The sequence below is a fragment of the Paenibacillus amylolyticus genome (assembly GCF_051136285.1).
Classification (GTDB): domain Bacteria; phylum Bacillota; class Bacilli; order Paenibacillales; family Paenibacillaceae; genus Paenibacillus; species Paenibacillus amylolyticus_F.
On sequence record NZ_CP194938.1, the window covers coordinates 1,308,796 to 1,332,395 of the forward strand.

A 23,600-nucleotide genomic window follows, 5' to 3' on the forward strand; every position below is an offset into this window, starting at 1 on the left:
TTCACTTGATTAACTAGTGATCAGTGGCAACGTTACCGTAACTCTCGTTCCCTCTCCAACGGTGCTCATAATCGTCACACCATAAGGTGAGCCATACAAAAGCTCAATTCGATCATGTACGTTTCGTATACCTATACCGCTGAACAGCTGACGATTGTTTTTCGGATTGGGCAATGCCCCCTCCATGTTTAGTCCTTCAATCCCATCCCCATTATCCATGATCTCACAGACGAGTGATTCCCCTGCGCGCGAAACCATCACATGAATCGTGCCTGTTTCCTTTTTGATAAAACCATGGAAGAAGGCATTTTCGATAAAGGGCTGGATCACCAGCTTGGGAACATGATAGTGTGTGCAATCCGGAGCTACATAAAAAGCCGCTTTAATCCGCCCACCATAGCGCACATGATTAATGAAGACATAATTTTTCAGGTTTTCAACCTCTTGCTCTACCGTTACGGTCTGCCTGACATCGCTAATCGTATTTTGCAACAAACCAATTAATGCATTAATCGTCTCCGCAGCTCGATCTTTGTTACCTTGCTGCACCAATACTTTGACAGAAGCCAGGGTGTTGTATAGAAAGTGAGGATTAATCTGGCTCTGCAACGCCGCAAGCTCAGCATTACGTTGCTCCTGCTGCGTCTGTACAAGCTGATCCACATAATCATGCAGTTCATCCAGCATATAATTGTACGCATGCCCCAGTTGTCTGCTCTCATAACTGCCACTGACCGGAATGTAGTTATCAAGGTCACTTTTCGTGATGTTCGACATCTGCTTGACCAGTCTGCGTAGTGATTTTGTCATTTGGCTTGTAATCAGGAACACCAGCAACAGAGCCACAAATACAATCGCAGCGCAGATCAAGGCGACCGTTTTCATATCAATCAGCTGTCCCATCGCGGATTCCTTATCCACAATATTTACCATATACAAACGGTAAAAAGGTAAATATTCAGATACGATGATACTTTCCTGCCCCATGACTCGTGCTGTAATATTTTTGGGTGTCGTTTCCTTCATCGTTTCGGCATAAGATAACAGTTCAGGTTGCGTCGTACCGATCCAATCTTCCCGGTTAGAGGAGACGATCTCCCCTTTTTCGTTCATAATGACGACATCATTGCCTCGACTTGTAAAATTGGCATAAAACTGACGAAATGACTCTTCTCTCATCGTGATATAAACTGTACCGTAAATCCGGTTTCTCGCTCGATCTGTCAGCGCTTTGGTCGCAGAGATCATCTGCAATGTACCCTCTTTGGTTTGGGCCTGATAGTCATCAAAGATCAGACGGCTCGGCGACTCGGTCGCTGCCTTCGTGATCTGATCCTTTTTTAATTCTTCTGCTGTTTTCTTAATGTATGAAGGATTGGTTGAAAAACTTCGTCCATTTACACCCGCAATGGTAATACCTACTTCATAAAACTCAATGATGGATTGAACCCGCTTCATCGTTTCACGCATACTGTAGTACGATCTGGACATGGTAACCGAATTGCCATCTCCATCCGATAGAAACCCTCGAATCGCTCCACTTTGGGCCACATTGTTGGTTACCGCAGCGATGGAGTCGTTAAACGCATCAAAATTCGTTTTGATCTGGCTGAGCACCTTCGAATTGGTGATACTGAACGTTTCTGTAAACAGGTTGGTTGACATATGAATCGTTGTCCACAATATAAGTACCGAAACCAGGACAATGCTGACAACCATAACCGATATTAGCTTGGGGAATAATCCGAGGCGCGACAAGCCATTTTTCCACTTTTTCATGAAGTAATCTCATCCATTTCTATTTAAGCCCAAAATTTACGCCGATAGCGACTTGGAGATAATCCTGTGAACTTTTTGAACACCTTACAGAAGTAACTGTGATCTGAATACCCCACCATGCTGCTAATTTCCGATATCGTGACATCATCTGATCGCAGCAATTCCTCCGCTTTTTCAATGCGAATCTTGTTCAGGTATTCATTAAACCCTTCTTTCTTATGTGACGAGAAGTAGCTGGATAAATACGACGGGTTAAAATGAAAATGCTTGGCTACTTCGGACAGTCCCAAGGGCTGATCATAGTGCGCATGCATGTAATCCAGCAGCATAGTCATATTCGGATCACTTCGTTTGCCGCCTGAACCTGAAGCACATTCCTGAACCTCTGTCATGAATTGATCCAGAACCAGCATTACTTCGGTAAGGGTTGAAGCTCCGTCAACGTTTTTGAAATACGTATATTTACTCTCCTCAAGTCCGGACGATTGAACATCCATATCTGCTAACGTAATCGTAACATTGAAGATCAAATTGCCAAGAAAGGATTTGATCTCAAATACATCCGCAATATAATCTCGTCCCAGCGTTGCTGCATGATCACGCAAATATTCTCTGGCCGCCTCCACCCGATTCCGTTTCACATGCTGCAAAAACATATTAACATTGAACTGATATCCAGCCGGACGCATGGGTGGAAGCTCACCATCAATCAGAATCGCACGATCTGTATAGTAGAAGCAAAACTCAATTAACTTAATTAGACGTTCACGATACATCTCCCCCATCTTCTCAAAGGAGCTGAATCTTTCGCTAAGTACCCACACTGGAGCGTTCTGTGAATCTCCTGCTTTATTAGCCCATAGTCTGATTTGTTCAACCATGTCTTCATCTTGATCCGGTTTCACGTTCAGCAGGATTACAGGTAGTTGGCTATCCGCTGGCAAAATGGCACATTCGATCTCTGGCATCCGCTTTCGAACCTCAGCTTCAATCTGTTCATGATCTTGATTTTTAGAACTGTGATCCGCAGGCTGAAATGCGAGTAAACGGAAAGCTCCGAATGGAAATCTGTCCAGAATGATTGGCATTTCAGTGTCTTCATCCAGCGTAAATCCGGACAACATCTTCTCCATCAGTTGACCAAGCCGCCAGCCATCATGTGAAGGCTCATATTGAAGCTCAGGTATTTTGCCAGCGGTACGTCTCAGCACTTCCAAAAGTTCATTGGTATCCAGCTTGGGTTTCAAAATATAATCTGCCGCTCCGTGCTGTAATGTAGAACGAACATATTCAAATTCACTGAAACTGCTCAGAACAATGACCTCAATATGAGGATAACGGGCTTTGAGTGTGCGGACAAATGTCTCACCATCCATAACGGGCATCACAATATCGGTAATGACAATATCCGGTTTTAACAGATCTACCTGCTGCAAACCTTCTTCGCCATTGGATGCCTCCCCTACAATATTAAATCCTTCTGCTTCCCAGTTCATGTGGTGCTTAATACCCTGTCTAACCAGAAATTCATCGTCAACAATCAGCACCTTGCACAACCGGTTCATGATCGCGACCCCCCTGTCTCATCTATCACTCTATATCTATATAGTTTAGCCCTCTATATGTTGGTTATTGAAGTTGTTCTTGTTAGCGGTTACATGAAATTTATAATAATCGTACATATTGTTATATCTTAAATCCTACGTTTAAGCAATAGTAACTACCTATAGTTTACACTAAATTTCGACAAAACAAGAAGTCCCAAAACGCCACTACCTACTCAGGCGTCTTGAGACTTCTTCTTGTTCATTCTCTATTTCCTACATCAAATTCGCGGAACCTTCTGATATTACGGCTCTATTCCCCATTGAAGCTGATCAGCAACATATCCGGTTACTTTGGACCAGTTGGCATAAGCCGTATGGGTAGCTGCAAAGGAATAATCATCCGTTTGTGTGTAACTGGACCAATTGTCTTTGGAAAAGCGAATCTGGATTTCCGTGCTCTGTCCTGCACCCAGGGTTCCCGCAGCTGCCTTGAATCCAACTTCTAACATATGATCTGCACCTGGCAACGCCGGAGTGATTGAACTAAACGTACCGGTAATGTTGGCATTTCCCACAGCCGCCCAATCACAGAAGAAATTTTGAGGTTGATTACCATTCACCGTGTAGTAATATCGAATTTTCACGTCAGACAAATTCAGTGGAGCTGTACCTGTATTGGTCAGTTTGAATTTAGGATTGATCGAACTGCCTGTAGCTGCCGTTGTACCATTGTACATCTCGATACGAATGTCCCCACTTGGGGTGACCACTGTGGTATCCTTGATTGTCAGATTCAGTGCTGCTGGATTGCCTGCACTGAACTGGAATGTCAACACGGCAGATCCTTTAGGCAATGTAGCCAAATAACTTTTCTGAAGCACAACCTGACCACCTGCTACAGTATAATCGGTACCCGCCGCAAGTATCGTGTTTCCATTACGAATGGAAGTCAGCGTATTGCCATTGAGGGTTAACGTGACAGGAAGGTTAGCCTGATGAACCGGATTCAGATCAAATTGAGCCGTAACCGGGGTGATTGTCGAATTCGGTACCGTTGGTGTGCCGCCATTACCGTTAACCGGATCCGCATAAAATATTCCGCGTCCGTTGGTACCGAGATATGCTCTGCCATAAATGCGAGGGTCACCTGTAATTGTAGTCACGCGCGCGTATTGATGCTGATCATCGTTAATCCGCACCCAGTTCGCCCCTCCGTCATCCGATCTGAAAAATCCGCGGGTTCCATCGATTTGCGCAACGATATATACGGCGACAACACTTTGTCCTGGAGCTGCTTTACCAAAACCAACGCTGTCAGCTTCCTCTACATTGGCAAGTTTCGTAAAGGTAGATCCAGAGTCTGTTGAGTGCCACAAGCCATATGGCCCCTGCTCCTCACTTCCTCCTGCAAACCACAGTTCACCTTCTACACCTGGCACAGCATCGAGATCCGAATTGCCTTCAGCCGGAAGCCCGGAAGCCGGAGATACTGTGAATGTTGCTCCACCATTAACACTAACGTAGATCTTCCCTGCGGCAAATCCATAAAACTTGTCAGGATTGACCCGGTCGGAAATCACTTTGGCCCCCGCAGGTATACCTGTACTTGCCGTCCATGAATTCCCCCCGGCAGAATAGAATACGCCGCGATCCGATGTGCTCCATAATAGACGGTTTCCAGTCGCCGAGATAGCAACTGTTCCGCCTCCTGTAGTACCTGACGGCTCTGCACTTGCTTTGTACCACGTTTTCCCTCCATCACTGGATAAACCAATCGATCTCGCATTGGGATCAACGGTGTAATCCGCTTTGCCCACACGTACCATCGTGTTTGGACTAAGCTCGGCAAAATCAAGGCTTTCAGTGGAAGGGTAGTTTGGATTGGTGAACATGGTGGCTGGAGCCTGAGTCAGATCGTCATGACGGAAGCCGGCAATGTCACCCAATCCGCTCACTAAATGTGCCCCACTTGGCGGGCTAATCAGATCAATGACATTGGTTTCTTCAATGCCTTTTGCCATGACGGAGATGTTAATTTTTTTATCCTCATCCCAGTCAGTCAGATTGTTGGTACCGTAGATCGTTGCCCCCGTTCCATACATCAACCGATCGGAATCAAACGGATCAATCTCCAGCGCAGCAATCATCCAGCCCAGCTTCGGTGAAATTTCAGGAGGTGCAGGATTTACACCGAAGGTTAACCAAGGTGCTGCGGAAATGTCCTGCGTATATCTGAATTTACGGTCAGGATATCCATTAAAATCCCATATACGTGTCCAGGTATCTCCACCGTCCTTGCTTCGGAACAAAATAGCATCTGGCCACCAGGAGTTTAACGTTGCCACCATGATTGTGCCAGGCTCCTGAGCATCAATAGCCAAGCCGCCATAACCATAATAGTTTTCTGAATTGCTGCTTGGTAGAGGACTAATGTTTTTCCATACGCCAGTGGCCGTATTCAGCTTCCAGACGTCGCCCTTGGTTCCGTCATAGGGCCCAGCACCATTACTGTATGTGATATACAAACTTCCATCTACATCCATTTTCCCATGATGTGGCAGATACCCCGTAGGTTGTCCAGCAACCGCAGTCCAGGTTAATCCTCCGTTTGTACTGCGATAGATGCTTTCACTTTTGTCGGCTACCCCAACGTAAATCGTCTGTGACGCTTGTCCAACAGAACCACTCGTTTCATCGAAGGTGATCCAGGCCAGACCTACAATGTCACTGGTATACTCCGTGGCAGGATTCTCAACATAGTCACCCGGATTCGGAAAACTCGTTACTTCACTCCAGGTTACTCCATAATCCGTACTTTTCCATAATCCGTTACCACTGCGAGCTCCGAAATACAATATGCTGTTATCATTCGGGTCAACAACCAGACGTTCTCCCATGGAACGTCCAGGCATGTTCCCACCTACCTTGAAGGGTAACTCCGTTTTCTCCCACGTATCTCCCCGATCTGTAGAACGGAAAATATACCCATTATCTTTTACCCACGAATTCGTATACGTTCCTACCGCCATATACACCCGGTCTGGATCAACCGGATCGGATGCGAGTGCATCTACCCCGTTATTGTTCCAGTCATCCCATCCTACAAAGTCAGTGAGCGGAGTCCAGCTGCTGTCTACCGGATTCCAGCGATAAGCTCCTCCAATATCGGTTCGCGCGTAGATCAGATCCTTTTCGGATTCATTAAAGATAATACCTGGAATAAAACCTCCGCCTCCGCCAGTAACGACGTTTTTCCATTCGTAGGCCACACTCGGCGCAGCCGCGGAAGTTCCAGCCATCCCCAGACCACCCAGTGAAGCTGTAACAATAGCCACACTCAAACTCATCATTCGCAGCTTGCTTATCCACGTTCTCATCTCAACAACTCCTCCGTTTCGCGTTTGAACATTTTTGGCAATTCGGTCTATCCCCGCTGACTCATCATGCTGATGATGGCGTTTCAGACGTATCCTTACCTGTCCTTTATGAGGAAACTCACCTCCCTTCATTTATGTTAAGCGCTTACAAACGATCGTGAGGGAATAACATAAAACGCATCATTCCTACAATAAATAACATTCGATAGAAAACGTTTTTCCCCTTTGTCGGAAGAGACTCTTTTCAAAAAAATTTGTGGTTCCTAGTTAGACATAACAAAAAGATGCTGTTCTCACAGCACCTTGGATTCAACCCTATTTTATCTGTCCAATCTGCCTAAGCTTTTTGCCCATAGACATGTGTTTCCTGCCCTTGAACACCCGGTTTAACAACAAATAGTGAACCGGCTTGCGGTGTTTCCTGCAGACGTTCTTCCTTAATTCCGATACGTGCGGTCGTGATATAGAGGTCTTCAAGGTCCGGGCCGCCAAAACAACAGGAAGTGACCTGATCTGCCGGCACTTCAATCTGCTGCAACAATTCCGCTGTCTCCGGGTTCCAACGGGTAATTCTTCCTCCGCCCCAGTGAGCAACCCACAGCATACCTTCAGCATCTACAGTCATGCCATCCGGGAATCCCATGTCTTCCGGGATCGAAATGATACTTGTCCGATTAGAGATCGTGCCGGAAGCCAGATCAAAATCAAAACGATCAACGGAACGTGTCGGCGTATCGATATAATACATGAACTTACGATTCGGACTCCAGCCGAGACCGTTGGATGTGGATACTTGCTGTACCATAGTGCGTACATTCTTTCCGTCCTCCAGGCAGTATAGCGATCCTGCCTTCTCCTCGTTGTTAAGACTCATCGTGCCAGCCCAAAAACGTCCATATGCATCACATTTTCCATCGTTGAACCGATTGGTGGATTTGTCTTGCTCGGGGTCTGCAATAACCTGCTTCTCACCCGTAAGCAGATGATATGTATAGAAACCGCTACGAAGTGCAACGATCACTTCATCCCCGCGATAGGGAACCACAGCTCCGACATGTTCACCTACGTCATATACCTGATCCTCACCAGTCACCGGATCGTACGCATGTACCTTGAAGCCTTCAATATCCACCCATAACAAACGGTTATTTTTCGCATCCCAGCTTGGACCTTCTCCCAATTGTGCTGGCGCATCCACAACTACAGTTACATTACTCATATCATCGCTCCTCCTTAGGATTTCTTATTTCTAGACCATTCAAATCCAATCGCATCCAGAAAAGCTTTGCTCAGTACCATGTGACCTGTAGCATCCGGATGTACGCGATCATGTGTGAGCACCGATGTATAAAAATGATCCCACAGCGGCGTAAATGCTGCCTGCGTATCAACAAACAGCGCATCATAATCCGATGCTACCCTGCGAACCGCATCTCCGTAGATGTCCATCGTCGCCCGCATCGGATCTTCCGGGCTCGCTTCCAGATAATATGGTGTCATGAGCACAAGCCCTTTCAGATTTGGGCGCACGGATGCAACCAACTCACGTAATGTTGCCTCGTACTCCTCCAGGAACACCTGTGAATCAGCCAGCGGATGATCAAACTGACGCCACACATCGTTAATACCAATCATGATCGTGAGCCAGTCCGGTTTCAAGTCAAGTACATCCTGCTGCCAGCGTTGCTTCAGATCACGAACGGTATTCCCACTATTACCCACATTCTGCACTCTCAGCATCAGTTCAGGATAAATGGAACGTAAAAGTGCATACACCTGTGCGACATACCCATGACCCAGCCCTGAACTTCCTTCACCTACAGGATGAGTTCGACCGCAATCGGTAATGGAATCTCCGATAAAAAGAAGTCTGTCATTCTTTTGCAATTTCATGGCTTTGTTCTCCTTTGCTGTTTATTGTAGACATAAGGTTATTCCCAGTGCAGTATCCGTGCTCACGTTACCAGCCTTGATTTTTCAGCCATGTGAGGCACAAATCAGACCATACTCGCACCGTATCACCGTTCTCCGCCAGTCCCAGCCCGTGTGAACCTTTCTCAAAGATGTGAAGGTCATATGGAATCCCATGTGCACCCAATGCCAGAGCATATCGCAAACTGTTCTCCACGGGTACAGCCTGATCATCACTCGTATGCCAAATGAAAGCTTCCGGAGCGTCTACCTTCACCTGCTGCTCTGCACTAAAAGCCTGAATATGCGCTTGCATTGCATCCTCGCCCAGCAAATTGATACGAGATCCTTCATGTCCATATGACTCCATCGTGATCACGGGGTAACAAAGAATGACACGGTCTGGACGGGAACTTTCCCGTTCGATCCAATCCTCATGTTCCGGTTGTCCCTCGTCATACTGCGTACCCAAAGTGGCTGTGAGATGACCGCCTGCCGAAAAACCAAGCACTGCAATTTTGGACGGGTTAATCCCGTATTGTTCCGCATGAGCTCGTACATAACGGATTGCGCGCTGCCCATCTGCTTGGGGCGCCGGATGACGATGCGGCGCTACACGATATTTGAGCACAAAAGCACTGATGCCAGCCCGGTTTAACCATTCAGCAACGGGTACTCCCTCGTGGTCAGCGAGATGGCCGTACCCGCCCCCTGGACATACAATGATAGCGCTCTCGGAACCAGGTTGAATGAAAGGAATCAGATGTGGCATTTCGTCTTCATGTCCTGCAGCCCCATAAGGAGCGGTCTTTTCCCACAAAGGAATAATCGAACTCATGATATAGCTCATCCTCTCTCATCAGTACGGAATCGTTCTGTATAATCGTTTTCGATTCAGGGATTCGATACCATCATAACGGCAACAGGAGTAAGCATCAATACCCTTCTGCATATCTTTTTGTTCAACCTGATCCCGTTTAGGGTGTGTCTGAAAACGCTGAAGGAAGCAGATTTTGCTGAATTTTCGTTCCAAGCTAGGAAGTTTACCGCAAGCGTGCCGGAGCACGTCAAGGGAAAGTGACGCAGCAGGGGGCGAAAAGGCGGTAAAAGATGCACTTCAGTGGGTTTCAAGACACACCCTAGTACAAGTTACGAAACTGTTCAGGGGTAACCCCTTCAATCCGTCGAAAGGTGGCAACAAAATGACTAACATCCCGAAATCCAGCCCGTGCCGAAGTCTCCTTGATCGTAAGATCTATACTTCCTGTCAGCATTTCTTTAGCCTTGCGTATGCGAAGCAAAATGAAATAACTGTAGGCTGTTATGCCGAAGGATTGTTTAAACAGCGTGTTCAGATGTCTGGATGAAATATCAGTAATCGAAGCCATCCGCTCTAGCCCAATATCCGGATCACCGTAATGTTGCTCCATAAACGCAAGAAGCGGAGCAAGTCTTGTTACGGCATGTGATATGGAGGAGCGATTGCCGGTCATTCCGTGTTTTTTGAGCAAAATCAAAAAACGGTACATGTCCGCTGATGCTTCCAGGCCGGATAAATCCTGGTCACTCCCCATCGAATCTAACACATGCTGAGCATAATCGTTTAGTGGACTATCGGAGTCCCACTGGTGAAAATCTGGCTCGCTTAAACCGAGCGAATCTACAATGGCAGCACACTGTGAACCACCAAATGTAATATAGATCGTCTCCCACTCCCTTTGAACACGAGCATATTCATGCGGCAGGTTTGGCGGAAGCAAAATGCCAGAAGTTTCACCCAGAATGGCCGAGGTTCCTGACAGCTTGAACTCTCCCGCCCCTTTGACCGTTTGCAGCCAGTGATAACAAGGATAACCCGCTGGTCGAAAGACCTTTTCCTGATTGCCGTTATATCCAATGCTCTCAATATATAGTGGAAGTGGCTGGTCCCGAGATGTCATAAAAAAACGTTGATGTCCGGGTGAGATGAGCATGATATCCTCCTCAAATCCAGTTAAATGGAGTTCCATATTCTTATATAGATCATTACTTTTATTATATTTCAAAAGTCTTATGTATCATATAGTATAGGATTATTCTTATACAAGAGGTGAGCACATTGATCAGTAGCAAACTACCCAAAATGTTCTATGGAGGCGATTACAACCCTGAACAATGGGATCATGAGACCCACCTGGAAGACCTGCGTATGTTTAAGCTGTCCGGCATTGATATGGCCACCATTAACGTTTTTTCCTGGGCACTAATTCAGCCTGACGAGGTGACGTATAACTTTGAATATCTGGATCAATTGATTGATCGTTTGTATGAAAACGGAGTGTATATCTGCCTTGCCACAAGTACCGCTGCTCATCCAGCCTGGATGGCCAAAAATTACCCTGATGTCCTGCGCGTGGATGCAGACGGACGCAAACGGAAATTCGGCGGACGACATAACTCTTGCCCGAACAGTCCGACCTACCGCAAGTACTCCGAGATCATCGCAGACAAACTCGCAGAGCGATACAAAGATCATCCCGCCGTCCTTGTCTGGCATATTTCCAATGAGTACGGGGGCGAATGTTATTGTGAAAACTGCGAGAAAGCATTCCGTGTATATCTGAAGAAACGGTATAAAACCATTGAACAGGTCAACAAAGCCTGGAACACGAATTTTTGGGGTCATACATTCTATGATTGGGACGAAATTGTGCTTCCAAGTAACCTGAGTGAACATTGGGGCCACAACAGTTCGTCTTTTCAAGGGATCTCGCTTGACTATTCCCGCTTTAACTCGGATAGCATGTTAGAATGTTATCTGCTTGAATATGATGCGATCAAAAAACATATTCCCGATTCAGTCGTCACAACCAATCTAATGGGCTTTTTCAAACAAATTGACTATTTCAAATGGGCTAAGTACATGGATATCGTCTCCTGGGACAGCTATCCCGGTCTTGCCACTCCGATCAGCTATACAGCCATGGCTCATGATCTTATGCGTGGGCTCAAAGACGGTCAACCGTTTATGCTGATGGAGCAAACTCCAAGTCAGCAGAACTGGCAGCCTTATAACTCACTCAAACGCCCTGGTGTCATGCGGTTGTGGAGTTATCAGTCCATCGCACATGGCGCGGATACCGTGATGTTCTTCCAGCTCCGCCGTTCAATTGGTGCATGCGAGAAATATCACGGTGCCGTCATCGAACATGCGGGACACGAACATACACGGGTGTTCCGAGAGGTAGCGCAGCTTGGTCAGGAGTTGCAACGTTTGGGTGACACCACACTTGATGCCAGAGTGCAGTCCAAAGTAGCGATTGTATTCGACTGGGATAACTGGTGGGCTATCGAAAAATCAAGCGGACCGACCGTGGCTCTGAAATATGTCGATCAAATTCATAAATATTATGCAGCTTTCTTCCACCGCAACATCCAAGTGGACATCGTCAGTGTAGATACCGACATCAGCGCATACGATCTGGTTCTTGCCCCTGTTCTTTACATGGTCAAACCGGGCTTTGCGACGAAACTGGAACAGTTTGTGGCGGCTGGCGGCACATTCCTGACCACTTTCTTCAGCGGAATCGTCAACGAGCATGATCTCGTGACCACTGGCGGTTATCCGGGTGAGCTTCGCAATCTGCTTGGTATCTGGGTGGAAGAGCTGGATGCCCTGCTGCCTGAACAGAAAAACAGTATCGTTCTAAAGGACACACTTGGCACACTCGAAGGCGTATACGAGTGCGGTATGTTATGTGACCTCTTGCACAGCGAAGGTGCCGAAGTGATTGCAGAGTATGGCGAAGATTTCTATCAAGGCATGCCTGCACTTACACGTAATACCTTTGGTCAAGGAGAAGCCTGGTACGTCGCCACCGATCCGGATGACATTTTCCTGGACGGTTTACTTGCAGAGCTTGCCTCGTCCAAAAATATAAAACCGTTGCTGGAAACCCCGCAGGGTGTGGAAGTAAGTGCGCGAACCAAGGACGGGGTAACCTATCTGTTCGTTATGAATCACAATGCTTCCACACAAACTTATGATTTGGGTGATACAGCATTACGTGAGTTGTTAACAGGTCAGGAAGTTACAGGACATATTAAGATTGAAGCTCGCGGAGTTCAGATCTTTGCGTGCACCACGTAGCGTGTATCCTCTCCGCAGCACATATTCTTGCGTAAGGCTTAAAGCCTGAATAAGACAACAATGCTTCTGTCTGCTATAGACAGAAGCATCGTTGTCTAGTTTTACTTTTGCAAAGTCTGCTTAGAGAATTACTCCGTCTTTGAAAATGGCGATCTCACGGAAACCATGCTGCTCACTAAGTGTCTGCGCACGTCCTGAAGCAATATCAATGATCTGACTGAATAATTGCTCTTTAACCTGATCCATCGTTTGTCCCTCAAGCAGCTGACCTGCGTTAAAGTCAATCCAGTGCTTTTTACGATTCGCCAGATCGGATTGTGTAGCAATTTTGACTGTAGGAACCGGACCCCCAAACGGTGTACCACGTCCGGTTGTAAATAATACGATATGTGCTCCCGCCGCAGATAAGGCCGAAACGGAAACCAGATCATTACCCGGTGCCTCTACAATGTTCAGACCCGTCTTGGTTACTCGTTTACCATAGCGCAACACATCGACAACGGATGAACGTCCTCCCTTTTGGGTACATCCGAGTGATTTCTCTTCAAGTGTTGTAATACCGCCAGCTTTATTGCCCGGTGAAGGATTTTCATAGATATTTTGACCATGATTTACGAAATATTGCTTGAAGCCATTCACCAGGTCCACCAGATCGTTAAATACCTTCTCATCTGCAGCCCGGTTCATCAAGATTGTTTCCGCACCAAACATCTCTGGAACCTCTGTCAGAATCGCTGTTCCACCCGCAGCAACGAGCAGATCGGCAACAGCCCCTACGAGCGGATTCGCTGTAATGCCAGACAAGCCATCTGACCCCCCACATTTCAATCCAATTTTCAGTTTGCTCAGTGGCAGCGGCTGACGTTTCTCTTGCTCGGCAATCTCAACTAGTTCTTCCATTAAACGCATTCCCTCTTCCAACTCGTCGTCGGTCTCCTGCGCTTTGAGAAAACGTACCTTCTCCCGATATTCCGGTGCGATGCACTCACGGAACTGATCCACCTGGTTATTCTCACAGCCCAGACCAATCACCAGTACACCACCGGCGTTTGGATGCTCCACGAGCGAAGCGAGCAGCTGCTGTGTATACTTCAGATCATCCCCGAGTTGTGAACAACCGAAAGGATGCGGGAAATGATACACCCCGTCAACACGGCTGCCAAACTGCGACTGTCCCATACGAGCAAGGGCTTCACACACCTTGTTAATGCATCCGACTGTATTGACAATCCAGATTTCATTCCGGATTCCCGCTTCCCCATTCGGACGCAAATAACCATCAAAAGAACGCAGATGTTCAGGCGGCATGTCTACAGGCAAGGGGCTTCCAGGCTGATATTCATATTCCAGCAGTCCATGCAGACCTGTCTTCAAGTTATGACTGTGTATCCAGCTTCCTTGTGCAATAGGTTCTTGCGCGATACCGATGGAAAAGCCGTATTTCATTACATCCGTTCCCTGCGCAAGATCATGCATCGCTATTTTATGTCCTTTAGGTACATCATCCACCAGTGTGAACGATGCCCCGTCCGGCAGATCAATACGCTCTCCCTTGACATAATCTCGAAGTGCTATGATGACATCATCCTGAGGCTGGATCGCAATCCAGTCACTCACTGTTTTTGTTGTACTCATTTTCTTTCACCTTCCAGTCTACCGATTTCATGTACGAGTACTTCTCGCAATCCTTCTTTTGCATTCAGGTTTTCTCCCCAGATCACTTCATTGGAGAGCACCGCAGCAACTCTTTTCTCCAATTCATCTGTTCCACTAGTCAAGTGATCGTAGCCATCCCAATGATCCCCCAAAGCTGCGAGTACATCAGGATCATCTCTTAATGAAATAGATTCCCCGTTTAGAAGTTCTGCCGTATAACCCTCCTGCGTCTGCACTGGACGATACAAATATAGAAATCCTGCAAAACCTTGAATTAACCGCTCAGGCCAGCTACCCTGACTTTGTTCATAGGCCAGGAGGGTCGGCAGTACACGGACCTTGAATTTGCCAGCTGTATTCAGTGCAATATCCTGTAGCTTGTGATCAATATATGGATTCAGGAAACGCTCGAACACTTCTTCCGCATATTGCTCCAGTCCAAGCTCAGGCATATCCAGTGCAGGCACAATCTCTTCAAGCACCGCTTGCCTGATCCATGAACTAAACTGCGGGTCCTCCATCGTTTCTCTTACATGTTGTTTACCGCGAAGCAAACCCAGAGAAGACATCAGTGTGTGTGAACCGTTCAGGATTCGCACCTTCCGCAGCTGATAGGGTTTCAAATCTTTTACCCAGTGCACATTGAGTCCTGCTTGTTTCAGTGGAAGGCGCTTGTCCAGCGACTCCTCGCCTTGAATCGCCCAGAAGTGATAAGGCTCTGCCGTATTGATCAGCTGATCCTCGTAACCCCAGCGCTCTGTAAGTGCATCTGCCTCTTCCTGTGTAGGCGCCCCCGTCACAATCCGATCCACCAGATTGTTCAGGAACAGATTATGATGTTCGATCCAGGATCGGAAGCTGTCGGAGAATCCGAAATCTTCACTATGACGGAGCACGCATTCTCGCAGAACATCACCATTACCCTCCAGCAGCTCACATGGCAGATGAATGAGCCCTCTGGACGGATCCCCACCAAAACGTACATACCGCTGGTGCAGGAACACGGTCAGTTTGCCTGGAAAAGATTGAACCGGTTCCCCTGGAATATAGTCTGATTGTATATATTTCAATCCGGATTCTGTCGTATTCGAGATTACAAATTCAAGTGATGGCAGTTCCGCAAGCTCCAGAAACGTCTGCCACTCCTCGTACGGATTAATAAATTGAGAGAAAACCGAGACCATTTCTGTACGTTCCACACGTTTGCCTTCAGACAGCCCACGCGTAATCATCGTATATAGTCCGTCCTGATCACGAATCTGCTCCAGCTTGGCCTTCCCCCCAGGCCGAGGCTGCGTCACAGCTACTGAACCATGGAACTTGCCTTGCCGAGCACTCTCATGGAGCATCCAGTCTGCGAATCCTCGTAAAAAATTGCCTTCCCCGATCTGCAGAACTTTGACGGGACGTTCAATCATTTCTTTGCATTTGCGCTGACTATCATTGCCAAGCAGATGCATCTTCAATCTTGGCCGCTTTGTGCTTGCAGACATGGACACTCACCTCACCGATTATTTGCGAACTCAGAATGCGAACATCAAAAAGCTGGCATCCTTTTATTGTAAACGCTTTAAATTCATTGTATCATCAATAAAAGGAAATAAAATTGCTTATATTGCGTTAAATATACTGTTTTATGATCAGAATTGTCATCTTACCAGAGACATTTGTCTCCAAAGGAGTCCATATGGAACATTTCCCAGTACGCACCACCATCCAGACTGTGTCGGGCATACCGTTTCGTCTTGTCTATAGTGATACGAAATCTCCGCAAAATGAATTGCCCGATCATCTGCATGACTGGCATGAAATTATCTATGTCTATCGGGGACAGGGTAGTATTTTTATCGATACAGGTCTCGAAGATATGCAGGAGGGAGATTTATTTCTTATTCCTGGCAGTACTGTGCACCGTGCATTGCCGGATGCGGGCAATCCGGTTACCTCGTCAGCACTGTTCTTCAGTCCCGGGCTGCTGGCTTCTACGGCTGGAGGCGTATCCTCATCCTTGCTACACCCATTCGAACGCTGCCGCAAACGGCGAGTATACAAAAGACATCTGGACCAGACAGAGCGGGCACAAGTATCAGCCATGATCGACGATATTCATGCGGAGTTCCGTTCCGATCATCATCTGGGTTCTCACGCCGCGCTGCTCCGCCTGCAGCTCTTGCTTATATTTCTGGAACGACTGGAATCAGCTGCCGGACCAGCTCATACAACAACGTCACTACCTGCTCCATCATGGTTATCCTCCATCCTGTCTGACATTGATCATAAACTGCGAAGCGGGTTATCTTTACCTGACCTCGCACAACAAGCTGCCGTGTCTCCTGCACATTTTAGCCGGGCTTTCAAGCGTTACACGGGGATGACTTTAACGGATTATGTTTTGGCTCGCAGAGTTATTATGGCGAAAGAACATCTCGTTCAAGGGGATGAAACGATGGCTGCTGTCGCAGACGCTTGCGGCTTCGATAGTCTTCCCCATTTTTACAGACAGTTCAAGAAACTGACAGGCACTACACCAGCTGCTTACCGTAGAACGATGGTGCGTAATGGTTAAGATGAATATTCAGGAGGATTCACTCTCCACATCACTATGATCAACGTGTTATCTTGTGTCGGTGAATATGTTCTATTTCCTATGCAGGCACATACTCTTCAATCATATGCACACACATATTCTACCTATAATATACACAAACATATTCTTCCAAAGGGGGATATGGTATGATATTCAAGGCGTGCATACGCGATTAAAATGTAACTGGAGTTGAATCTGTGATTATCAAATTTCTTATTTTTGGTCTGCTTTGGCAGATTATCGGCAATCCATTCCTTGCCATTCTAATTTTGCTCGTCATTCTGTACTTTCTGGATCGTCGCTTTGTTGGTGTATTTCCCAGCTTCACCAAACCCCTCAAACGTATGCGTAACATGTCCCGGCTGAAACAGCAGCTGGCGCTGAACCCTAACGAAGTATCTTCCAAGCTGGAGCTGGCCAGACTGCTCATCGAACGCAAACGTTACACTGAGGCATACGCCTATTTGCTTGAACTGGAACGCCCTTATGAACAATCTGCGGATTACTGGGAAGCTTTAGGCACAACCGAATTGTATCTAGGCAAAATCCCGGATGGTGAACGTCATATTTTACATGCGCTTGAGATTAATCCGAGAGTCAAGTATGGACAGCCTTATCTGAATCTTGCTACAGCCTTCAAGGACACGGATCGCGACAAAGCACTTCATTATGTACAACAGTTCCAAGAGATTCATTCCTCCTCCAGTGAGGCCTTTTATCTGCTTGGCTCGGTATATCGTTCATTAGGGCGTAATGACGATGCCAAACAGGCTTATGATCAATCCCTGAATGTGTATCGTTCCTTGCCAAAGTATAAAAAACGTCAGGAACGACGTTGGGCTGTCCGCAGCTGGTTCCGCAAACGGGCCCTATAAGATTAAATCCTGATACTATTTTTCTATCCTATAAAAACAAATAAAGTGCACGAGTCTCTGCTCCTGAATCCAAAGCAGAGACTCGTGCACTTTATTTACAATATACATGTTATTCCGTTAACAGTCTGCGTAATAACTCCTCGTTCATACGCATCCAATCGATTCGCTGCTTCAGCTTCACAATCTGCTCTACAGCCACTTCCGGCTCATCTGTTCCTTCCAGCATTCGGCTGATAAAATGCATTACCACGTCCAGACTCCGCAGCAAGATCAACTGCGGGATCGCTTTTAGCTCGTCAGCGTTCAGTTCAACATTTTCCCTAAATCCCCGAATCAGATTAGCTTGCGCTTGCCACATCCACTCTTCGCTCTTGTCCATCGTCAGCATGTCAGACATTGGAACAGCCAGCTCCATCACCCGCAAATCCCAGGTTACAAACTCAAAATCAAGAATCGCACTCACATTGCCTTCCTGATCCACCAGTACATTGGATGCGTTCACATCGCCATGCACGAGCTGATGCGGAAGCTGCTCCATTCCGCGCAGTGCTTCGAACAAACCTGGCAGTTCATGTTGCAGCTGCCTTAACTCCTCGGCACAGGCTGCAAGGGTCTCTGGCGGAGAAGCACAGAACTCTAGCAAACGGGCTGGAGTACAGAGCGGATAAGCGTCTTCAATCCGGTAATACGCCGGATAAACGGGCTCAAGTTCCAATTCAAGTCTGGCTAGCGCTGATGACAACTGACCTGCTGCCTGCCCCAACGGGAGCAACTGGCCCGGAGAATCCCATACGGGATTGACACCTTCCAGGTAACGAAACAGAGTCACGATTTTAGAAGCTCCTGTGATATGATCCCGGATGATTTGATAAGTCTCATTAGAGAATGAGCTGACAGGTTTCGGCGAATCCAGTTCAAAATCTGTCTTGGACAGGGCCATAAGCACGCCATGTTCAAAGGCTATTTTCGCTTGATCATTATGTGTTTCGTATTGTCTCAAAACATAATTTGCATCCCTTGTGTGCAGCACAAAGGTAGAGTTATTCATACCGCCCTGGTTACGCTCACCTTGCCACTCCGATGTGAAGGCGTATAAGGCTAACACCTCAGAGATCAGTTGCTGTTCAGCTGGAAGAAGAGATTGTTGCTGCTTGTTAGACACCGGATTTAACCCCTCTGTTACGATGATTTAAATGAACCCTTCCATCATATCGAAAGTCGCATGACAGGTCTAGCCCTCTTCAGCCTTCAAGCAAGAGGAACATAACCTGTTCGATTCAACTGGTCTGCGATAACCCGATATCCCCTTGCATTCGGATGCACTCTGTCCCAGAACAACAATTCCCGTTCCCGTCCCTCAAACTTATCGTAAACCTGTGCACATGCATAGTTACCTGATCCTGCACCATTCAGATAGGTGTTGTACTGCCGCACCCAGTATGCTGCTTCGGTCGATTGTGGATATGGGTTGTACAAACCGATAGAACGGACAATGTATTTGTTATCCCCTTTTAACTGACGAATTTGTTTCATGACCTGGGATACGTGATTACGCGTTTCACCCAGCACCTGCGTCATCTTCTCTGCGCTTGGCATACCTCCGCTGGCTTTGAATGTACGGATCAGGTCGTTTCCACCAATGGATATCGTGATAATATCTGCTTCACGTAGTGCCTGGCGCACCCGAGGATGTCCGTTAATCATCTGCTGCAGTTCTCCCGATGTTAACCCGTTCACCCCTAAATTCTCCATAGATACGAACGTACGAAGGTTCATTTCAGCCATACGGCGATAGATTGGAACAAATCCGGTTCCGAGCAACGCTCCTGTACCTACCGTCAACGAATCTCCTACTGCCACATAACGATATACCATCCCGCCGCCCCTCTCTCTGCTGATCTCCCTGATCAATAATGAACTGCCCTATATCATATGAAGATCACTCTGGCTAAGCGCGGGATAGTGTCCTTAGGCAGACACCTGTCTTTGTGTCCATAATATACAATATGAAAAAGAAGCCCCACCGCATCATGCGGCAGAGCCTCCCTACGATTCATATTAAATTATCAATTATGATTACATGCCCACGTTATGATGGGAATCAGCTGATTCCGACTGTTCCTTATTGCGGAACGGCCACCAGTTGGCCCGACCAAACGTCTTCACCATTACAGGCACGAAGAATGGCAGGAATAACAGGGAATACAGAATCAGACCACTTAGCACAACGGTTGCAATTTGCATCATCGAGAGCACCCCTGAAGGGTACATCGCAGCGAAAGTTCCACTGAGAATAACCGCTGCAGACAAAATAACGGTCCCCATGTTTTTCATCGCGTATAATATCGCATCCTGTACTCTCAACCCTTTGTTTTCGTTGAAACGATCCATAAGGAAGATGCTGTAATCTACACCAAGCGCAATCAGCATAACGAAACCAAAGAATGGAGTAACCCAGCTGATTCCGGCATAGCCCATAATATTCACAAAGACCACTTCAGTCAGTGCCATCGATGTGAAGTATGCAAGCAGCAATGAAATAATCAGATAGATCGGCATGATGATGGAACGAAGCAGGATAACCAAAATGATAAAGGTTCCTGCCAGCATCAGCATAACGGTACGTGTGTAGTCTTTGTTCGAGATCGACTGCAAATCTGCAAACGTACTGGTTACACCGCCCACGGCAACGTCGGCTTTTTCAAGCGCACTGCCCTGAACTGCACGTTTCACTGCTGCCTCGATATCCGGCACACGGTCAATCGCCTCTTTACCGTACGGATTCTCTGCAAAAATAACATCCAGCGTCATCGTCTTGCGATCCTTGGACAGATACGTATCAAATACCTTTTTGAAGTCCTTGTTATTCAAGGCTTCTTCAGGAACGTACCAGCCTGCCAGATCGGAATCCGGTGAATTTTGAAGCTGTGTCAGATAATCCTGAGCGGAATCGAGACCGCCAGACACCTTCTTGATTCCGTCCACACTTTGATTCAAGCCATCTGTCAGTTGCGATAATTGTCCACTGAGATCCGAGAAGCCCTTCTGGATCTTCTCCTGTCCTCCCTGAAGTTGACCCAGACCGTTCTGGATGGAAGGGATCTCCTTGATCACTTTACCTTGACCATCGGCAGCCTGTTTCAATCCTGTCTCCAGTTGACCAATACCTGCTACAATCTGACCCAGACCATCAGCCAGCGCCTTCTGTCCGGATGCTGCAGCAGCAAAACCTTCATTCGCCTGATTAATGCCGGCTGCAGCTGTACTCAGATTCGTCTGAATCTGGTTCAGTCCCTGCGCAAGCTGCGCTGTACCTGAACCCGTTTGACCAATTGTGCCTTTGATGCGTTGATAGTCAGCATCTTGCTGCAACTCCGGGAAACGCTCTTCCAGAGCAGAGAACGATGCGGTCAGACTCGTCAAGGCTGTTGAAATACCTGTCAATTGCTGTTCCAGTTCCTTCGTTCCATCGCCCAATGCAGCAACCCCTGCTCCAGCTTGACGATAGGCCTGCAACAACTGGTTATTCGCTTTGGCAAGCTGGTCTGCACTGGTTTTGGCTTGTTGAAGCCCAGCTTTCAGATCCCCTGCGCCAGATGAACCGTCCCGAATGCCTTTTTCAATGCGCTTCAGTCCATCGCTGAGCTGCGTAATACCCGATTGCAGCTGAGTTGTGCCCTTAGTCAGCTCACCAGCTCCACTCGCCGCTTGTTTAAGCTGAGGCTCATTTTTACTAAGTTCATTGCTAGCTTTGCTAAGACCATCGCTTATTTTGTCCAGACCTGTCTTGCCCTCGCCCAGACCATCAGATAATGTACCTACTTGTTTTGTTACTTCAAAATCTTTAATCTCATCCCCTGTTGGACGTGTCATACTACGAACGCCTGCAACCCCGGGAACCTTCTCTACTTCGCGGCTGATCTTCTCTGCTACAGCCATATATTTTGCGTTGTCCATCGTTTCGTCGTTCTGAATGACGATCTGACCCGGCAAGGATTCACCTGGGCCAAAGCTGTCCGAAATAATGTTAAATGCTTTAACCGAATCGTATTTGTCACCGATCTCGTCAAGACTGTTAAATGACAACTTCCCGTCATATGTCATGAGAAGAGGCACGGTGACTGCTGCAACAATCAGCAGGGCTGCCCACGGACGTTTAAGAGAAAATTTCCCTGCTGCTCCGTAAATTTTGCTTTCGGCATGTTCCAGTGAACCTTTGGATGGCCAGAATAGCTTTCTGCCCAGCACAGCCATAAAGAATGGCACAATGGTTACCAGGGCCAGCATCATTACAGCGATACCCACAGCAACGGCTACCGCAGAGCGATACAGCATGAACTGTGCAAAACCGATCGCCACGAATCCAACCAATACTGCCAAAGCCGAGAAAAACACTGTTTTACCTGCCGTGCGATATGTAGCAATAATGGCATCCCATGTGTTCTCATGATGTACAAGCTCTTCCTTAAACCTACTGATCAACAGGATACAGTAGTCCGTTCCAATCCCGAACATGACTGCAACCATAAAGATCTGTGTGAACGTGGAGAGGGGAAAGTTAAACCCATCGACCAGGAACGCAACAATCTGCTGAGACACGATATAACTGATACCCACCGTCAGCAGCGGTACAAATGGAGCTACAAACGAACGGAATACCAGGAAAAGAATAAGCAGAATAAAGACCACAGTAATGTACTCTGATTTCTTGAGTCCTTCCTGAGAACTCTCAATCGTATCCTCATCAATCAAACCTTTACCTGTAATATAATGTTCAACATTCACTGATTTCAGCGCGCCATTCAGGTCATTTCGCATTTCCTTGACCGTGCGATCACCCATCTCAATCGAGAGCGAGGTCAGAATGGTTTTGCCATCCTTCGAAATCATTTTGTCCGACAGTTCCGGCTGGGAGAAAGGATTCAGCACAGACAAAATGCCGAGTTTTTGCTTATCGGCTTCGAGCAGTTTAACTGCCTTTTCCGCCTCTTGTTTGCCTGTTGTTCCAAGACCATCCGGATTATAAAACACCAGTGCTATGGAGGTCCCTTTTTGTTCCCCATTTTGGGCCGCCGCTTCATCCAGAATCGCTGCCGCTTTTGTGGAAGAGTACCCTTCCGGAACAGAAAACTGTCCCTTTTCACGAATCAACTCGCTCATGTTTGGCGCGGTAAACATCAATACAGCGGCGGCGACAATCCACAGCCCCATGATCCACCAGCGCCCTTTTAATATCGCTCTCATTGCTTCTCCAGCCCTTCTTCTTGTGTTAGCAGCTCTGCCAGCTTCTCAAATGAATCAATAAAGTTTTGAACCGCTTCCGGTGTAAAATGTTTCAGGTAAGGCTCCAGAATCTTCTGAATCTCCAGCTCTGTTTCCCTGTAAATCTGAAGGCCTTCATCTGTCAGAGTCAGATAGATAACACGGCGGTCACGCTCATCTCCTGTACGATGAACCAAATTCCGGTCAGCCAGCTTGTTGACCAGAGCCGTGATGCTACTTTTGCCCACACATAGAAGCTCTGCCAGATCCGATGGGGTGCAGGCGGGCTTTTCATGTATGAGACGTAGTGCACAAAATTGATCCGTCGTGATCGTCTGGCCTACCTTTTCCCGTATCTGGGTATCGAACCGCTTGGTAACCAGAAAAGACGCGTCCAGATAACGATTCACCAAACTTTTGGCATCTGGCGTGTTCATGTAAGTTCCTCCTCTCAAAACTAGTTCACCTAACGAACTA

Annotated in this window: 16 protein-coding genes; 3 read left to right on the forward strand and 13 right to left on the reverse strand. The window is 47.2% G+C overall.

Going from position 1 to position 23,600, the window contains the following annotated elements; genetic code table 11:
• Positions 1–9: 9 nt before the first annotated feature.
• The 7 genes from ACR8BL_RS05870 to ACR8BL_RS05900 all read right to left on the reverse strand — a co-directional run bounded on the left by ACR8BL_RS05870 (position 10) and on the right by ACR8BL_RS05900 (position 10,587).
• Positions 10–1,779, reverse strand: a complete 1,770-nt coding sequence (locus tag ACR8BL_RS05870) for a cache domain-containing sensor histidine kinase (RefSeq protein WP_434751736.1) — start codon at positions 1,777–1,779, stop codon at positions 10–12.
• A 23-nt stretch (positions 1,780–1,802) separates the two neighbouring features.
• Positions 1,803–3,344 carry a response regulator transcription factor gene (locus tag ACR8BL_RS05875; protein WP_434751737.1) on the reverse strand — a complete coding sequence of 514 codons (1,542 nt, stop codon included), beginning with the start codon at positions 3,342–3,344 and terminating at the stop codon, positions 1,803–1,805.
• Positions 3,345–3,628: 284 nt separating this feature from the next.
• Complete coding sequence (locus tag ACR8BL_RS05880) at positions 3,629–6,703, reverse strand: X2-like carbohydrate binding domain-containing protein (RefSeq protein ID WP_434751738.1); 3,075 nt, start codon at positions 6,701–6,703, stop codon at positions 3,629–3,631.
• 337 nt (positions 6,704–7,040) lie between these two features.
• Entirely contained in the window at positions 7,041–7,922 is an 882-nt protein-coding gene (locus ACR8BL_RS05885) for an SMP-30/gluconolactonase/LRE family protein (RefSeq protein ID WP_434751739.1), read from the reverse strand.
• 14 nt (positions 7,923–7,936) lie between these two features.
• Entirely contained in the window at positions 7,937–8,596 is a 660-nt protein-coding gene (locus ACR8BL_RS05890; protein WP_434751740.1) for an SGNH/GDSL hydrolase family protein, read from the reverse strand.
• 67 nt (positions 8,597–8,663) lie between these two features.
• Positions 8,664–9,452 (reverse strand): alpha/beta hydrolase, encoded by a 789-nt coding sequence (locus ACR8BL_RS05895; RefSeq protein ID WP_434751741.1) that lies wholly within the window; start codon positions 9,450–9,452, stop codon positions 8,664–8,666.
• A gap of 301 nt (positions 9,453–9,753) precedes the next feature.
• Positions 9,754–10,587, reverse strand: coding sequence for a helix-turn-helix domain-containing protein (locus ACR8BL_RS05900; RefSeq protein WP_434751742.1), 834 nt, complete (start codon positions 10,585–10,587; stop codon positions 9,754–9,756).
• Between the two features lie 125 nt (positions 10,588–10,712).
• On the opposite strand from ACR8BL_RS05900, the gene ACR8BL_RS05905 reads away from it, so the two are divergent.
• Complete coding sequence (locus ACR8BL_RS05905) at positions 10,713–12,743, forward strand: beta-galactosidase (protein WP_434751743.1); 2,031 nt, start codon at positions 10,713–10,715, stop codon at positions 12,741–12,743.
• Between the two features lie 120 nt (positions 12,744–12,863).
• Here ACR8BL_RS05905 and ACR8BL_RS05910 read toward each other — a convergent pair whose 3' ends face one another.
• Together ACR8BL_RS05910 and ACR8BL_RS05915 are read right to left on the reverse strand one after the other, a co-directional pair.
• Positions 12,864–14,378 carry a UxaA family hydrolase gene (locus tag ACR8BL_RS05910; protein WP_434751744.1) on the reverse strand — a complete coding sequence of 505 codons (1,515 nt, stop codon included), beginning with the start codon at positions 14,376–14,378 and terminating at the stop codon, positions 12,864–12,866.
• Positions 14,375–15,892, reverse strand: coding sequence for a tagaturonate reductase (locus ACR8BL_RS05915; protein WP_434751745.1), 1,518 nt, complete (start codon positions 15,890–15,892; stop codon positions 14,375–14,377). Before ACR8BL_RS05915 ends, ACR8BL_RS05910 begins: the two co-directional genes overlap by 4 nt.
• 143 nt (positions 15,893–16,035) lie before the next feature.
• On the opposite strand from ACR8BL_RS05915, the gene ACR8BL_RS05920 reads away from it, so the two are divergent.
• Positions 16,036–16,965, forward strand: a complete 930-nt coding sequence (locus ACR8BL_RS05920; RefSeq protein WP_434756604.1) for an AraC family transcriptional regulator — start codon at positions 16,036–16,038, stop codon at positions 16,963–16,965.
• Between the two features lie 218 nt (positions 16,966–17,183).
• On the forward strand, positions 17,184–17,861 hold the full coding sequence (locus tag ACR8BL_RS05925) for a tetratricopeptide repeat protein (protein WP_434751747.1): 678 nt from the start codon (positions 17,184–17,186) through the stop codon (positions 17,859–17,861).
• A gap of 109 nt (positions 17,862–17,970) precedes the next feature.
• On the opposite strand, the gene ACR8BL_RS05930 is transcribed toward ACR8BL_RS05925, so the two are convergent.
• The 4 genes from ACR8BL_RS05930 to ACR8BL_RS05945 form a co-directional block, all read right to left on the reverse strand.
• Positions 17,971–19,023 (reverse strand): phosphotransferase, encoded by a 1,053-nt coding sequence (locus ACR8BL_RS05930; RefSeq protein WP_434751748.1) that lies wholly within the window; start codon positions 19,021–19,023, stop codon positions 17,971–17,973.
• A gap of 86 nt (positions 19,024–19,109) precedes the next feature.
• Positions 19,110–19,736, reverse strand: coding sequence for a GDSL-type esterase/lipase family protein (locus ACR8BL_RS05935; protein ID WP_434751749.1), 627 nt, complete (start codon positions 19,734–19,736; stop codon positions 19,110–19,112).
• A 201-nt stretch (positions 19,737–19,937) separates the two neighbouring features.
• On the reverse strand, positions 19,938–23,105 hold the full coding sequence (locus tag ACR8BL_RS05940) for an MMPL family transporter (protein ID WP_434751750.1): 3,168 nt from the start codon (positions 23,103–23,105) through the stop codon (positions 19,938–19,940).
• A complete protein-coding gene (locus ACR8BL_RS05945; RefSeq protein ID WP_434751751.1) occupies positions 23,102–23,560 on the reverse strand; it encodes a MarR family winged helix-turn-helix transcriptional regulator in 459 nt (152 codons plus the stop codon). The genes ACR8BL_RS05940 and ACR8BL_RS05945 overlap by 4 nt, the downstream gene beginning before the upstream one ends.
• Positions 23,561–23,600 lie beyond the last annotated feature (40 nt).

Excerpts from the sequence above, each read along its gene's own strand:
- ACR8BL_RS05895 (WP_434751741.1), bottom strand. The coding sequence starts at position 9,452 with ATGAGTTCGATTATTCCTTTGTGGGAAAAGACCGCTCCTTATGGGGCT.
- ACR8BL_RS05945 (WP_434751751.1), bottom strand. The coding sequence starts at position 23,560 with ATGAACACGCCAGATGCCAAAAGTTTGGTGAATCGTTATCTGGACGCG.
- ACR8BL_RS05920 (WP_434756604.1), top strand. The coding sequence starts at position 16,036 with ATGATCAGAATTGTCATCTTACCAGAGACATTTGTCTCCAAAGGAGTC.
- ACR8BL_RS05875 (WP_434751737.1), bottom strand. The coding sequence starts at position 3,344 with ATGAACCGGTTGTGCAAGGTGCTGATTGTTGACGATGAATTTCTGGTT.
- ACR8BL_RS05870 (WP_434751736.1), bottom strand. The coding sequence starts at position 1,779 with ATGAAAAAGTGGAAAAATGGCTTGTCGCGCCTCGGATTATTCCCCAAG.
- ACR8BL_RS05915 (WP_434751745.1), bottom strand. The coding sequence starts at position 15,892 with ATGTCTGCAAGCACAAAGCGGCCAAGATTGAAGATGCATCTGCTTGGC.
- ACR8BL_RS05910 (WP_434751744.1), bottom strand. The coding sequence starts at position 14,378 with ATGAGTACAACAAAAACAGTGAGTGACTGGATTGCGATCCAGCCTCAG.
- ACR8BL_RS05940 (WP_434751750.1), bottom strand. The coding sequence starts at position 23,105 with ATGAGAGCGATATTAAAAGGGCGCTGGTGGATCATGGGGCTGTGGATT.
- ACR8BL_RS05890 (WP_434751740.1), bottom strand. The coding sequence starts at position 8,596 with ATGAAATTGCAAAAGAATGACAGACTTCTTTTTATCGGAGATTCCATT.
- ACR8BL_RS05935 (WP_434751749.1), bottom strand. The coding sequence starts at position 19,736 with ATGGTATATCGTTATGTGGCAGTAGGAGATTCGTTGACGGTAGGTACA.
- ACR8BL_RS05900 (WP_434751742.1), bottom strand. The coding sequence starts at position 10,587 with ATGCTCATCTCACCCGGACATCAACGTTTTTTTATGACATCTCGGGAC.
- ACR8BL_RS05880 (WP_434751738.1), bottom strand. The coding sequence starts at position 6,703 with ATGAGAACGTGGATAAGCAAGCTGCGAATGATGAGTTTGAGTGTGGCT.
- ACR8BL_RS05885 (WP_434751739.1), bottom strand. The coding sequence starts at position 7,922 with ATGAGTAATGTAACTGTAGTTGTGGATGCGCCAGCACAATTGGGAGAA.